Origin of the sequence: Acidovorax sp. NB1 (genome assembly GCF_005405905.1) — a bacterium.
In the GTDB taxonomy this organism is placed as follows: Bacteria; Pseudomonadota; Gammaproteobacteria; order Burkholderiales; family Burkholderiaceae_C; genus Acidovorax.
Genome location: NZ_BJHU01000021.1, coordinates 164,347 through 178,118, shown reverse-complemented (window position 1 = coordinate 178,118; position 13,772 = coordinate 164,347). Strand labels below are relative to the sequence as shown.

Sequence of the window (13,772 nt, the reverse complement as noted above, 5' to 3'; positions counted from 1 at the left end):
CCGTTTCCACTGTGGCGCTGGCTTGGCGCGGGTTTGGCGTGAAGGCGCGCCCTAGAGCGTGGCGGGCGAAAAGAAGTCCACGCGGTCGGTAATGATGCCGTCGGTGCCCAGCGCGATGAGCCGCTGTGCGGCCCAGTCGTCGTTGACGGTGTAGCTCAGGGTTCGCATGCCCAGGCCCTTGATCTGGGCCACCAGGGCTGTGTCCCACAAGGCGTGGTTGCAGACGATGGCCACGCAGCCCAGCCGCTGGGCCACATCGGCCCAGCCCTCCCACAGGGTGTCCAGCAGCAGCGCGCGCGGGATGTGGGGCGCGGCGGCCTTCGCACCCTCCAGCGCATCGGGCTGGAAGGACGAGAACAGCGGCGGCACGGCCTGGCCTTGCCACAGGCGCGCGGCGTGTTCGCCGACCACCTTGCCGGTGGTGGCTTCGGTCCCCGGCGTGGGCTTGATCTCGATGTTCAGCAGGAACCCGTTGGCGATGCAGTAGCGCGCCAGGTTCTCCAGCGTGGGCAGGGGCTCACCCACGTAGCTGCGGGAATGCCAGCTGCCCGCGTCCAGCTGCGCGAGCTGGCTCCAGGGCTGGTCGCCACCGGTGCCGTGGCCGCTGGTTGTGCGGTTGAGCGTGGCGTCGTGCATGAGAAACGGCACGCCGTCAGCGCTGAGCTTGGCATCGCACTCGAACATGCGGTAGCCATGCTGCGCACCCAGGCGGAACGCGGCGAGGGTGTTTTCAGGGGCCAGCTTGCCAGCGCCTCGGTGGGCGATCCAGCGGGGGTAGGGCCAGTTGGGGGACATCGTCGAATTGCCTTGTACCTTGTAATGTGCGCGGCGCGCTGCTGTGGATACTGGCGCGGACCATGGCGCGGGACGCCGAGAAAGGGCCGCCCCGCATCGAGGGCGTCGTCCCCCTTCCCGGCGCAGCCGAGAGAAGGGGGAAGCGGCGCAGCCGCTCAGGGGGTTGTCACTTGCGCTTCCCCGTGGTGGCGTCAAACGCGTGCAGGCGGTCGGTGCGGGGCTGCACGTGGATCACGGTGTCGGGCGCCGGGGCATGGGTGCCTTCTTCCACGCGCACGATGACCTGTTCGCCGTTGATGCGACCATAGATCAGGCGCTCGGCGCCCAGCAGTTCCACGGTTTCCACCGTCACGGCCCAGCCTTCGCTGCGCACGTCCAGGTGCTCGGGGCGGATGCCCAGGATGGTGCCGGGCTGCACGCCGGGCGCGTTCTTGAGCAGGTTCATGGGGGGCGAGCCGATGAAGCTGGCCACAAAGGTGGTGGCGGGCGTGTGGTAGACCTCTTCGGGCGTGCCGAACTGTTCCATGTTGCCCGCGTTCATCACGATCATGCGCTGCGCGAGCGTCATGGCTTCGACCTGGTCGTGCGTCACGAACAGGCTGGTGATGCCCAGTTCGCGGTGCAGCTTCTGGATTTCGAGGCGGGTCTGGGCGCGCAGCTTGGCGTCCAGGTTCGACAGGGGCTCGTCGAACAAGAACACCTGCGGCTGGCGCACGATGGCGCGGCCCATGGCCACGCGTTGGCGCTGGCCGCCGGACAGTTCGCGGGGCTTGCGCTCCAGCAGGTGCGAGAGTTCGAGGATCTTGGCGGCCTTGTCCACGCGGCGCTGGATTTCATCCTTGGGCACCTTGGCGATCTTCAGGCCATAGGCCATGTTCTCGAAGTTCGTCATGTGGGGGTAGAGCGCGTAGTTCTGGAACACCATGGCGATATCGCGCTGGGCGGGTTCCAGGTCGTTCACCACACGGTCGCCAATGCGCAGTTCGCCACCCGAGATTTCTTCCAGGCCCGCGACCATGCGCAGCAGCGTGGATTTGCCGCAGCCCGAGGGGCCGACGATCACGACGAATTCGCCGTCCTTGATCTCGGCGTTCACGCCATGGATGACTTGGTTGGCCTTGGGCCCGTGCCCGTAGCGCTTGATGATGTTGCGAAGAGAGAGAGATGCCATTTTGCTATTAAATTAGTAGCTGCTAGCGCAGATGGATAAGGCGGTAGGGGCTGTTTTGGCTTGTGTTTTTGTCATTTTTCCGTATCCACCAGACCCTTGACGAACCAGCGCTGCATCACGACGACCACAAAGGCCGGGGGCAGCATGGCCAGGAGGGCTGTGGCCATCACGATGTTCCACTCGTTCCCTGCGTCGCCGCCAGCAATCATGCGTTTGATGCCGATGACCACGGGGTACATGTCTTCCGACGTGGTCACGAGCAGCGGCCACAGGTACTGGTTCCAGCCATAGATGAACTGGATCACGAACAGCGCAGCGATCGAGGTGCGCGACAGCGGCACCAGGATGTCCTTGAAGAAGCGCATGGGGCCCGCGCCGTCCACCCGCGCGGCTTCGACCAGCTCGTCGGGCACGGTGAGGAAGAACTGGCGGAACAGGAAGGTGGCCGTGGCCGAGGCGATCAGCGGCACCGTGAGGCCCGCGTAGCTGTTGAGCATGCCCAGGTTGGAGACGACCTGGTAGGTAGGGCCGATGCGCACTTCCACGGGCAGCATCAGGGTGATGAAGATCAGCCAGAAGCAGATGCCCTTGAAGGGGAAGCGGAAGTACACGATGGCAAACGCCGACAGCAGCGAGATCGCGATCTTGCCCACGGTGATGACGATGGCGGTGACAAAACTCACCCACATCATGCGCGCCACGGGCGCGGTGGAGCCCGCGCCCGAGCCGCCGCCAAACAGCGTGTCGTGGTAGGTCTGCCAGAAGTTGCCACCGGGCACCATGGGCATGGGCACCTGCACGATGTCTTGCGCCGTGTGGGTGGAGGCCACAAAGGCCAGGTACAGCGGGAAGCCGACGATGATCACGCCCAGCACCATGATGAGGTGCGAGAACGCGGTGAGATAAGGACTGCGTTCAACCATTTCAGTACTGCACTTTCTTCTCGACGTAGCGGAATTGGATGACCGTCAACACGACGACGATGGCCATCAGCACGACCGACTGCGCTGCCGAGCCGCCCATGTCCATGGCCTTGAAGCCGTCGTGGTAGACCTTGTAGACCAGGATGGCGGTGTCGCGCCCCGGGCCACCCTGCGTGGTGGCGTCCACGATGGCGAAGGTGTCGAAGAAGGCATACACCACGTTGATCACCAGCAGGAAGAAGGTGGTGGGCGAGAGCAGCGGGAACTGGATGCTCCAGAACCGGCGCCAGGGGCCTGCGCCGTCGATGGCGGCCGCCTCGATCAGCGACTTGGGAATGGACTGCAGGCCTGCCAGGAAGAACAGGAAGTTGTAGGAGATCTGCTTCCACACGGCGGCAATCACGATCAGCGCCATCGCGTGGTCGGAATTGAGCATGTGGTTCCAGTCAAAGCCCGACTGGCGCAGCATGTAGGCCACCACCCCCAGCGAGGGCGAGAACATGAACATCCAGAGCACGCCCGCCACAGCGGGTGCCACGGCATAAGGCAGCAGGAGCGCGGTCTTGTAGACCATGGCGCCCTTGATGATGCGGTCGGCAAAGATCGCCAGCATCAGCGACAGGCAGATGCCCACCGTTGCCACCAGTATCGAGAAGAAGGCCGTGGTCTTGAACGAGGCGAGGTAGCCAGGGTCTTCGAACAGGTGCTTGAAGTTGTCCAGCCCCACCCATTCGGTGGACATGCCGAAGCTGTCCTGCATCTGGAAGGACTGCACCAGGGCCTGGCCTGCAGGCCAGAAAAAGAAGACGCTGATGATGACCAGCTGAGGGGCCAGAAGCACCCACGGCAGCCATGCAGAGCGGAAAAGTACGCGTTTTTCCATGTCGGAACTCTCAAAAAGAAAACCCCGCCGCCCCGTGAACCATGGTGGTTGACGGGGCGGCGGGCTTTCGACGCCACCTGGCAGTATTGCCCGGCGGTATCGGCAGATGCTAGGCAGCGTTTACTTGTTGGCGCGTGCGAAGCGGGCCAGCTGCTCATTGCCACGGGTCACGGCCGTGTCCAGGGCTTCCTTAGGCGACTTCTTGCCCGACCAGATTTGCTCGGTTTCCTCGTCGATGATCGAGCGGATCTGCACGAAGTTGCCCAGGCGGATGCCGCGCGACTTCTCGGTCGCCTTCTTGATCATCTGCGTCACGGCCACGTCGGTGCCGGGGTTCTTGGTGTAGAAGCCCGATGCTTCGGTCAGCTGGTAGGCGCCCATGGTCACAGGCAGGTAGCCCGTGCGCTGGTGGCTGGCGGCCTGCACCTTGGTGTCGTTCAGGAAGTTCAGGAAGTCGGCCACGCCCTTGTATTCCTCGGCCTTCTTGCCCGACATCACCCACAGGCTGGCGCCGCCGATGGCAGTGTTCTGGGGTGCGCCCTGCACGTCAGAGTAGTAGGGCAGGGTGGAGATGCCATAGGCGAACTTGGCTTCCTTGGCCACGCGGGCGTACAGGCCCGACGAGCCGGTGATCATGGCGCATTCGCCCGAAGGGAACGAGGCATCAGGAATGTTGCCACGGCCCTTGTAGACGAAGCTGCCTTCCTTGGAGGCCTTGGCCAGGTTCTCGAAGTGGCGCACGTGCAGGGGGGTATTGATCTGCAGTTGGGCGTCGTTGCCGTCAAAACCGTTGTTCTTGGTGGCGAACAGGGTGTTGTGCCACAGCGAGAAGCTTTCCAGCTGTGTCCAGCTGATCCAGCTGGTGGTGAACGGGCAGCTGTGGCCGCTGGCCTTCAGCTTGGACGCGGCAGCGAATACTTCGGGCCAGGTCTTGGGCGGCTTGTCGGCGTCCAGGCCTGCCTTCTTGAAGGCGTCCTTGTTGTAATAAAAGATCGTGGTGGAGCTGTTGAGCGGGTAGCTCAGCATCTGGCCGTTGGGGGCGGTGTAGTAACCGGCCACGGCCGACACGTACTGGGTGGGTTCGAACTTGAAGCCGCCGTCGTTGAGCACCTTGGCTGCGGGCACGATGGCGCCCTTGCTGGCCATCATGGTGGCGGTGCCCACTTCAAACACCTGCAGGATGTGGGGGGCATTGCCGGCGCGGAAGGCCGCGATGGCGCCTGTCATGGATTCGTCATAGGTGCCCTTGTAGGTGGGCACCACCTTGTACTTGGTCTGGCTGGCGTTGTATTGCTTGGCCAGGTCATTGACCCATTCGCCAAGCGCTGCGCTCATCGAATGCCACCACTGAATCTCTACCGGTTGTTGCTGTGCTTGTGCCGGGGCACAGACGGACAGCGCGATGGCCGCAGAGAGCGCCAGATGCTTGAGTTGCATGTATGTATCTCCAAGAATGACGAAATGCACAAAGGCCGGAGGGTAGGCAGCCAATGTGACGGGAGTGTGTCGTTGTCGCAGACGCAGTTGCCTGTAACAACGGGGGAAACCCCGTGGGGTACCCGCAAGGGGAGCGATTGTGACCCTTTTGTGACAGTCTCGCAGCCAATTGCCCGGTGCTGCAAGGTTTTGTGCGTTGCAGCATGCTTGGTGCATAGTGGCGTTCGCCATTTCACGGGCCGCGTTTTTCCTTCCCGGGGGTTGCGGCCTCCTTTTTTAAACCAATCCCTCTAAAGCCATGGCCCTCAATTCGCTCGACAAGAACAAGATCAAATTTTTGTTGCTGGAGGGCATTCATTCCTCTGCGGTGGATGTGATCCGGGCAGCGGGCTACACCCAGATCGAGACGGTGTCTGGCGCACTGCCGGACGAGGAACTCAAGCGCAAGATTGCCGATGTGCACTTTGTGGGCATCCGCTCGCGCACGCAGCTCACCGAAGAAGTGTTTGCCCAGGCGCACAAGCTGGTGGCCGTGGGCTGTTTTTGCATCGGCACCAACCAAGTAGACCTGAACGCGGCGCGGGAGCGTGGCATCGCGGTGTTCAACGCGCCGTATTCCAACACCCGCTCGGTGGCCGAGCTGGTGCTGGCCGAAGCCATCCTGCTGCTGCGCGGTGTGCCCGAGAAAAACGCTGTGGCGCACCGGGGCGGCTGGCTCAAGAGCGCCGACAACGCCTACGAAATCCGGGGGAAGACCTTGGGCATCGTGGGCTATGGCTCCATCGGCACGCAGCTGTCGGTGCTGGCCGAGGCGCTGGGCATGCACGTGGCCTTTTTTGACGTGGTCAACAAGCTGCCTTTGGGGAATGCGCGCCAGGTGCAACACCTGCACGACCTGCTGGGCCAGAGCGACATCGTGAGCCTGCATGTGCCCGAACTGCCGTCCACCGAGGGCATGATCGGCGCCGCCGAAATCGCTGCCATGAAACCGGGCGGCATCCTCATCAACGCGGCGCGGGGCACGGTGGTGGATATTGAAGCGCTGGCCGGGGCGCTCAAGGCTAAAAAGCTGCTGGGTGCGGCCATCGACGTGTTCCCGGTCGAGCCACGCACCAACAAGGACGAGTTCCAGTCGCCCCTGCGCGGGCTGGACAACGTGATCCTGACACCGCACATCGGCGGCTCCACCATGGAGGCCCAGGCCAATATTGGCCTGGAGGTGGCAGAGAAGCTGGTGAAGTACAGCGACAACGGCACCAGCACGTCCTCGGTCAACTTCCCCGAGGTGGCGCTGCCCGCCCACCCCGGCAAGCACCGCCTGCTGCACATCCACCGCAACGTGCCAGGGGTGTTGTCTGAAATCAACCGCATTTTTTCGGACAACCAGATCAACGTTTCGGCCCAGTACCTGCAGACCAACGAGAAGATCGGCTATGTGGTGATCGACATCGACGCCGCCTCGTCCGACCTGGCGCTGGACAAGCTGGCCAAGGTCGGCGGCACCCTGCGCAGCCGCGTGCTGTTCTGACGTTGGCGCTGGGCATTGCCCGGCCGTTTGGCGTTGTGTGGCTTCCCCCTGCCCGGCAGGGCGGAGGCCGGTGGCTTAAAATCGCGCCCCCACCCCAGGTAGACCCCCATGAATGTACCGATCGCGTTGGCGGCCTTGCAGACGCAGGCCGCCGAGCCCGCCCGTCTGCGTGAAATTCCTTATAACTACACCTCGTTCTCCGACCGGGAGATCGTGATCCGCCTGCTGGGCTCCGCCTCCTGGGATGTGCTGGACCAGCTGCGCAAGGAGCGCCGCACGGGCCGCTCGGCACGCATGCTGTACGAGGTGCTGGGCGATATCTGGGTGGTGCAACGCAACCCCTATCTGCAGGACGACCTGCTGGACAACCCCGGCCGCCGCAAGCTGCTGGTGGAGGCCCTGCACCACCGCCTGGCCGAAATCGAAAAGCGCCGCACCCCGGCCGATGACGCCGGGCGTGACCGCCTGGTGGGCGAGCTGGTCGTGGCCGCGCGCCGCGCCGTGACCGAATTCGATGCCAAGTTCGAGCAGGCCACGCAGCTGCGCCGCCAGATCCAGAAAACCCTGGGCCGCCTCACGGCCAAGGACAACATCAAGTTCGACGGCCTCTCGCGCGTGAGCCACGTGACTGACGCGACCGACTGGCGTGTGGAGTACCCCTTCGTGGTGCTCACCCCCGACACCGAGGTCGAGATGGCCGGCCTGGTCAAGGGCTGCATCGAGTTGGGCCTGACCATCATTCCCCGTGGGGGCGGCACCGGCTACACCGGCGGCGCCATTCCGCTGACGTGGAAGAGCGTGGTCATCAACACCGAAAAGCTCGAAGCCATGACCGAGGTGGAGATGCGCCGCCTGCCGGGCCTGGACCGCGAGGTGGGCACGGTGTGGACCGAGGCCGGTGTGGTCACCCAGCGCGTGGCCGATGCGGCCGAGCGCGCAGGTTTTGTGTTCGCCGTGGACCCGACCAGTGCCGAGGCCAGTTGCATCGGCGGCAACATTGCCATGAACGCAGGCGGCAAAAAGGCCGTGCTGTGGGGCACCGCGCTCGATAACCTGGCCAGCTGGCGCATGGTCACGCCTGACGCCCAGTGGCTGGAGGTGACGCGCCTGGACCACAACATGGGCAAGATCCATGACGTGGAAGTGGCCACCTTCGAGCTGCAGTATTTCGAGGCCGATGGCAAGACGCCCGTGCGCACCGAGCGTCTTGAAATTCCGGGCCGCACCTTCCGCAAGGAAGGCCTGGGCAAGGACGTGACGGACAAGTTCCTGTCGGGCCTGCCCGGCATCCAGAAGGAGGGCTGCGACGGCCTCATCACCAGCGCGCGCTGGGTGGTGCACCGCATGCCCGAGCACACGCGCACCGTGTGCCTGGAGTTCTTCGGCAACGCCAAGGACGCCGTGCCTTCGATTGTGGAAATCAAGGACTTCATGTTTGCCGAGCAAAAGCGCAGTGGCGTGCTGCTGGCGGGCCTGGAGCATCTGGATGACCGCTACCTGAAGGCTGTGGGCTACGCCACCAAGAGCAAGAAGGGCAACGGCGGCCTGCCCAAGATGGTGCTGATTGGCGACATTGCCGGCGACAACGCTGACGACGTGGCCCGCGTCACCAGCGAGGTCGTGCGCCTGGCCAACACCCGCAGCGGCGAAGGCTTTGTGGCCATCACGGCCGATGCGCGCAAGAAGTTCTGGGCTGACCGCAAGAAGACGGCGGCCATCAGCCGCCACACCAACGCCTTCAAGATCAATGAAGACGTGGTGATCCCGCTGCCCCGCATGGCCGAGTACACCGACGGCATCGAGCGCATCAACATCGAACTGAGCCTGCGCAACAAGCTCAAGCTGTGCGACGCGCTGACCGAGTTCTTCGAACGCGGCAACCTGCCGCTGGGCAAGCACGACGCCGACGATGAAGTGCCCTCGCCCGAGCTGCTGCAAGACCGCGTGGCCCAAGCCATCGCCCTGGTCGAAGAGGTGCGCGCCCTGTGGCAGGGCTGGCTGCACGATGTGGAAACGCTGTTCCCCCAGCTGCAGGACCACACGCTGCGTGCGAGCTGGAAGACCCAGTTGCGTGCCCCGCTGCAGGCCGTCTTCACCGGTGCGGCCTTCAAGCCCATCCTGGACGAGGCCGTGGCCATCCACAAGCGCGTGCTCAAGGGCCGCGTATGGGTGGCGCTGCACATGCATGCGGGCGACGGCAATGTGCACACCAACATCCCCGTCAACAGCGACGATTACGAGATGCTGCAGACGGCGCACGAGGCCGTGGCGCGCATCATGGTGCTGGCGCGCAGCCTGGATGGTGTGATCTCGGGCGAGCATGGCATTGGCATCACCAAGCTCGAATTCCTGACCGACGACGAACTGCGCCCGTTCGCGCAGTACAAGCAGAAGGTGGACCCGGAAGGCCGCTTCAACAAGGGTAAGTTGCTCCGAAATCAGGAGCTATCAAGCCATGATGGAAGCGCGGCAGGGGCGAATTTAGCTTCGAATTCTGGCGTGATGCACGCGGATCTGACCAACGCCTACACCCCGAGCTTCGGCCTCATGGGCCACGAGTCGCTGATCATGCAGCAGAGCGACATCGGCGCCATTGCCGATTCGGTCAAGGACTGCCTGCGCTGCGGCAAGTGCAAGCCCGTGTGCTCCACACACGTGCCACGCGCCAACCTGCTGTACAGCCCGCGCAACAAGATCCTGGCCACCTCGCTGCTGGTCGAGGCTTTCCTGTACGAAGAGCAGACGCGCCGTGGCGTGAGCATCAAGCACTGGCAGGAATTTGAAGACGTGGCCGACCACTGCACGGTGTGCCACAAGTGCGAGAGCCCTTGCCCGGTGAAGATCGACTTTGGCGACGTCACCATGAACATGCGCAACCTGCTGCGCAAGATGGGCAAGAAGACCTTCCGCCCCGGCAACGCGCTGGCGATGACCATGCTCAACGCCACCAACCCGGACACCATCAAGTTCATGCGCAGCGCCATGGTGGACGTGGGCTTCAAGGCCCAGCGTGTCGCGGTGGACCTGCTGCGCAAGGTGGCCCGCAAGCAGACCGGCAAACCGCCTGCGACGGTGGGCACCGCGCCCGTCAAGGAGCAGGTGATCCACTTCATCAACAAGAAGCTGCCCGGCGGCCTGCCCAAGAAGACGGCGCGCGCGCTGCTCGACATCGAGAACAAGGACTACGTGCCCATCATCCGCAACCCGGCCACCACCACGGCCGAGACGGAGGCGGTGTTCTATTTCCCCGGCTGCGGCTCGGAGCGGTTGTTCTCGCAGGTCGGTCTCGCGACCCAGGCCATGCTCTGGCACGCGGGCGTGCAGACGGTGCTGCCACCGGGTTACCTGTGCTGCGGCTACCCGCAGCGCGGCAGCGGCCAGTTCGACAAGGCTGAGAAGATGATCACGGACAACCGTGTGCTCTTCCACCGTGTGGCCAACACGCTCAACTACCTGGACATCAAGACCGTGGTTGTGAGTTGCGGCACCTGCTACGACCAGTTGCAGGGCTACGAATTCGGCAAGATCTTCCCGGGCAGCCGCATCATCGACATCCACGAGTACCTGCTCGAAAAGGGCATCCAGCTGCAAGGCAAGGGCGCATACCTGTACCACGAACCCTGCCACAACCCCATGAAGCAGCAGGACTCGCTGAAGACTGTGAAGGCGCTGGTGGGCGAGCAGGTCTTGAAGAGCGACCGCTGCTGCGGCGAGTCGGGCACGCTGGGCGTGACCCGGCCCGACGTGTCCACCCAAGTGCGTTTCCGCAAGGAAGAAGAAATCCGCAAGGGCGAGGCCAAGCTGCGCGAAAGCGGCGCCGTGGCCGCCCAGGACAACGTGAAGATCCTCACCAGCTGCCCCAGCTGCCTGCAGGGCCTGAACCGCTACCAGGACGACCTGCAGAACGGCTTGCTCGAAGCCGACTACATCGTGGTCGAGATGGCGCGCGAGATTCTGGGTGAGAACTGGATGCCGGAGTATGTGGAGCGCGCCAACGGCGGCGGCATCGAGCGGGTGCTTGTCTGATGGCGGACATGGCGTGCCCCCTGTGCGCGGAAGACGGCGGCGCGCTCATTTGGCGCGGTGAACGTTTGCGCGTGATCCGCGCCCAGGAGGCGGGCTTCCCGGCCTTGTACCGCGTGGTGTGGAACGCACATGTGGCCGAGTTCTCAGACCTGTCGGCCGCCGAACGCGCCCATTGCATGGAGTCGGTGACGGTGGTGGAGCAGGTCCTGCGTGAGCACTTGGCCCCCACCAAGGTCAACATTGCTGCGCTCGGCAACATGGTGCCTCACCTGCACTGGCATGTGATTGCCCGCTTCGGCTGGGACAGCCATTTCCCGTCGCCCGTATGGGCGCCCGCCCAGCGGCCCAGCCCGGCCGCGCAGGAAGACGCCGTGCGTGCGCTGCTGCCTGGGCTGGAGGCGGCCTTGCGGCTGCGGCTGGCAGAGCTGCCCTTGCCTTGATCAAGCCCCTGGCGGCGCGGTGCCCGGCCCATGCCGGTCGCGATGGTGGGGCTCGGCCACAATCCACAACACAGTTTTCTCTTATCAGGGGAGTCCCATGGCAGGTTTGAAAGCAGGCGCGCCCACGCCGCAAGCACTCACGGTGCACGAGACCTCGCGGGTGCTGGAGGTCGGGTTTTCCGATGGCGCCACCTTCCGCATTCCTTTCGAATTGATGCGCGTGTATTCGCCCTCGGCCGAGGTGCAGGGCCACGGCCCCGGCCAGGAGGTGCTGCAGACGGGCAAGCGCGATGTGGCGCTGGTGAACCTGGAGCCCGTGGGCAACTACGCCGTCAAGCCCACGTTCTCTGACGGGCACGACAGTGGCATCTTCACCTGGGACTACCTCTACGAACTGGGTCAGCAGCAGGAAGCCCTGTGGGCCCAGTACACCGAGCGCCTGGCGGCAGCCGGGGTCGAGCGCGATGCCCCGATGCTGCCCAAAGGTGGTGCTGGCGGCCATGGCTGCGGCAGCCACTGAGCGCGGCCACAGAAGCCCTTGTTGACTGGTTTGCTATTAAAGAAAGAGCTGCAAGGCCAATATAGACGGGCGGTAGCGGCTGTTTTTTCTTTGAATGGTGTTGTCCAAATTGCGACACAAGCCCCATTTCGGTGCGGGGTTGTCGCTGTACCTCTGGCGCTTGCGCGCCTAGCATGAAACTTATGAGCACGACCCACTTTGGTTTTCAGTCGGTGGATGAGAAGGACAAGGCCCGCCATGTGCGCGGTGTGTTCGACTCGGTGGCCTCCAAATACGACGTGATGAACGACCTCATGTCGGCGGGTCTGCACCGTGCCTGGAAGGCCTACACCGTGATGGTGGCCAACTTACGCGAAGGCAGTCAGGTGCTGGACATCGCGGGGGGCACGGGCGACTTGTCGCTGGCCTTCGTCAAAAAGGTGGGCGCCACCGGCCGGGTGGTACACACCGACATCAACGAAGCCATGCTGCGCGTGGGCCGCGACCGCCTGATCGACGCGGGCGTGGTGTTGCCCACCCTGGTGTGCGATGCAGAGAAGCTGCCGTTCCCCGACGCGCATTTCGACGTGGTGAGCGTGGCGTTTGGCCTGCGCAACATGACACACAAGGACCAGGCGATTGCCGAGATGTGCCGCGTGCTCAAGCCGGGCGGCAAGCTGCTGGTGCTGGAGTTCTCGAAAGTGGCCAAGCCGCTTTCGAAGGCCTACGACTGGTATTCGTTCAAGGTGCTGCCCCAGCTGGGCAAGCTGGTGGCGGGCGACGATTCCAGCTACCGCTATCTGGCCGAATCGATCCGCATGCACCCCGGGCAGGAAGAACTCAAAAGCCTCATGCAAAAAAATGGCTTTGGGCATGTGGACTATCACAACATGACGGGGGGCATTGTGGCCCTGCATGTTGGAATCAAGTGCTGAGCATGTTGCTCGGTGATTAACGGAGACGGAGAAGTCATGATGAAACTGTGGTCTGTGGTGTTGGTCGCGATGCTGGCGTTGGCACACGCAGATGCTGACGCCCGGCGGCTGGGTGGTGGCAAATCGACGGGCAAGCAGTCGAGCAACGTGACGCAGCGCGAGTCGGCCACGCAGCCGCCCGCCGCGCCCGGCGCCCCTGCCCAGAATGTCAACAGTGCTGCAGCGCCCAAACCGGCGGCTGCACCTGCGGCCACGCCCGCAGCACCGGCCAAGAAGCCCTGGGGCGCCATGCTGGGCGGCCTGGCAGCGGGCCTCGGTCTGGCCTGGCTGGCCAGCTCGTTGGGGCTGGGTGCAGGTTTTGGCAACATCCTGATGATCGTGCTGCTGGCCGTGGCAGCGTTTGTGGTCTTCAAGCTGGTGATGCGCGCGCGCAGTGGGGCGGGCAATGGCGGTGGCGCAGCGGCTGGCGGATCACCGTTTGCCTTCCAGGGCGCAGGCGCCGGTGCAGGTGCCGCAACGCCTGCGGCGGCGCAAGTGCCTCCGCAGTACAGCCCCAACAACGTGGGCAATGATGCCTCGGCGCGCCCCTGGGAGCGCAACAGCATGGCCTTTGATGCCTCGCGCGGCGCGCAGGGTGGCGGCGTGGGTGCGGGTGTGGTGATTGGTTCGGGCCTGTCGGGTGCACAGAATTGGGGTGTCCCGGCCGACTTCGATACCGAAGGTTTCCTGTCGGCCGCCAAGCGCAACTTCGTCACGCTGCAGGCTGCGTGGGACCGCTCGGACATCAGCACCCTGCGCTCCATGATGACGGACGGCATGCTGGACGAAATCCGCACGCAGCTGACCGAGCGTGAAGCCCACCGGGGCGCCCAGCCCAACCACACGGACGTGGTCATGATCGAAGCCCAGCTGCTGGGCATCGAAGACCTGGGCGACGGCTACATGGCCAGCGTGGAGTTCTCCGGCATGATCCGCGAGGAGCCCTCGGCCGGCCCGAGCCCGTTCCGCGAGGTGTGGAACATGACCAAGCCCAAGGCGGGTAGCAGCGGCTGGCTGGTGGCAGGCGTGCAGGCCCTCCAGTAAAGAAAGACGCAAGCCCCTGTGCAAGGGGCTTTCCAGTTCAGGGAATAATCGG

Annotated in this window: 11 protein-coding genes; 6 read left to right on the top strand and 5 right to left on the bottom strand. The window is 64.1% G+C overall.

The genetic code is table 11. From position 1 onward, the window contains the following. Positions 1-51: 51 nt before the first annotated feature. From ugpQ to ugpB, 5 genes are all read right to left on the bottom strand, one after another. Entirely contained in the window at positions 52-795 is a 744-nt protein-coding gene (gene ugpQ, locus AvAM_RS09120) for a glycerophosphodiester phosphodiesterase (protein WP_137746759.1), read from the bottom strand. A 166-nt stretch (positions 796-961) separates the two neighbouring features. After that, positions 962-1,966, bottom strand: a complete 1,005-nt coding sequence (ugpC, locus tag AvAM_RS09115; protein WP_137746758.1) for a sn-glycerol-3-phosphate ABC transporter ATP-binding protein UgpC — start codon at positions 1,964-1,966, stop codon at positions 962-964. 71 nt (positions 1,967-2,037) lie between these two features. Then, positions 2,038-2,889 carry a sn-glycerol-3-phosphate ABC transporter permease UgpE gene (ugpE, locus tag AvAM_RS09110; protein WP_137746757.1) on the bottom strand — a complete coding sequence of 284 codons (852 nt, stop codon included), beginning with the start codon at positions 2,887-2,889 and terminating at the stop codon, positions 2,038-2,040. A 1-nt stretch (position 2,890) separates the two neighbouring features. Continuing rightward, the gene (ugpA, locus tag AvAM_RS09105; RefSeq protein WP_137746756.1) at positions 2,891-3,772 is read right to left on the bottom strand and encodes a sn-glycerol-3-phosphate ABC transporter permease UgpA; all 882 of its coding nucleotides are present in this window, start codon (positions 3,770-3,772) and stop codon (positions 2,891-2,893) included. Between the two features lie 120 nt (positions 3,773-3,892). Further along, positions 3,893-5,209: a sn-glycerol-3-phosphate ABC transporter substrate-binding protein UgpB gene (gene ugpB, locus AvAM_RS09100; RefSeq protein ID WP_137746755.1), complete on the bottom strand. Its 1,317-nt coding sequence runs from the start codon at positions 5,207-5,209 to the stop codon at positions 3,893-3,895. Positions 5,210-5,507: 298 nt separating this feature from the next. On the opposite strand from ugpB, the gene serA reads away from it, so the two are divergent. From serA to AvAM_RS09070, 6 genes are all read left to right on the top strand, one after another. Next, entirely contained in the window at positions 5,508-6,737 is a 1,230-nt protein-coding gene (serA, locus tag AvAM_RS09095) for a phosphoglycerate dehydrogenase (RefSeq protein WP_137746754.1), read from the top strand. A 108-nt stretch (positions 6,738-6,845) separates the two neighbouring features. Then, positions 6,846-10,763: an FAD/FMN-binding oxidoreductase gene (locus AvAM_RS09090; protein WP_137746753.1), complete on the top strand. Its 3,918-nt coding sequence runs from the start codon at positions 6,846-6,848 to the stop codon at positions 10,761-10,763. An 8-nt stretch (positions 10,764-10,771) separates the two neighbouring features. Further along, positions 10,772-11,203 carry an HIT family protein gene (locus AvAM_RS09085; protein WP_137746752.1) on the top strand — a complete coding sequence of 144 codons (432 nt, stop codon included), beginning with the start codon at positions 10,772-10,774 and terminating at the stop codon, positions 11,201-11,203. A 97-nt stretch (positions 11,204-11,300) separates the two neighbouring features. Continuing rightward, positions 11,301-11,723 carry a gamma-butyrobetaine hydroxylase-like domain-containing protein gene (locus AvAM_RS09080; protein WP_137746751.1) on the top strand — a complete coding sequence of 141 codons (423 nt, stop codon included), beginning with the start codon at positions 11,301-11,303 and terminating at the stop codon, positions 11,721-11,723. A gap of 182 nt (positions 11,724-11,905) precedes the next feature. Beyond that, a complete protein-coding gene (gene ubiE / locus AvAM_RS09075; RefSeq protein ID WP_137746750.1) occupies positions 11,906-12,637 on the top strand; it encodes a bifunctional demethylmenaquinone methyltransferase/2-methoxy-6-polyprenyl-1,4-benzoquinol methylase UbiE in 732 nt (243 codons plus the stop codon). A 36-nt stretch (positions 12,638-12,673) separates the two neighbouring features. After that, positions 12,674-13,720, top strand: coding sequence for a Tim44 domain-containing protein (locus AvAM_RS09070; RefSeq protein ID WP_137746749.1), 1,047 nt, complete (start codon positions 12,674-12,676; stop codon positions 13,718-13,720). Positions 13,721-13,772 lie beyond the last annotated feature (52 nt).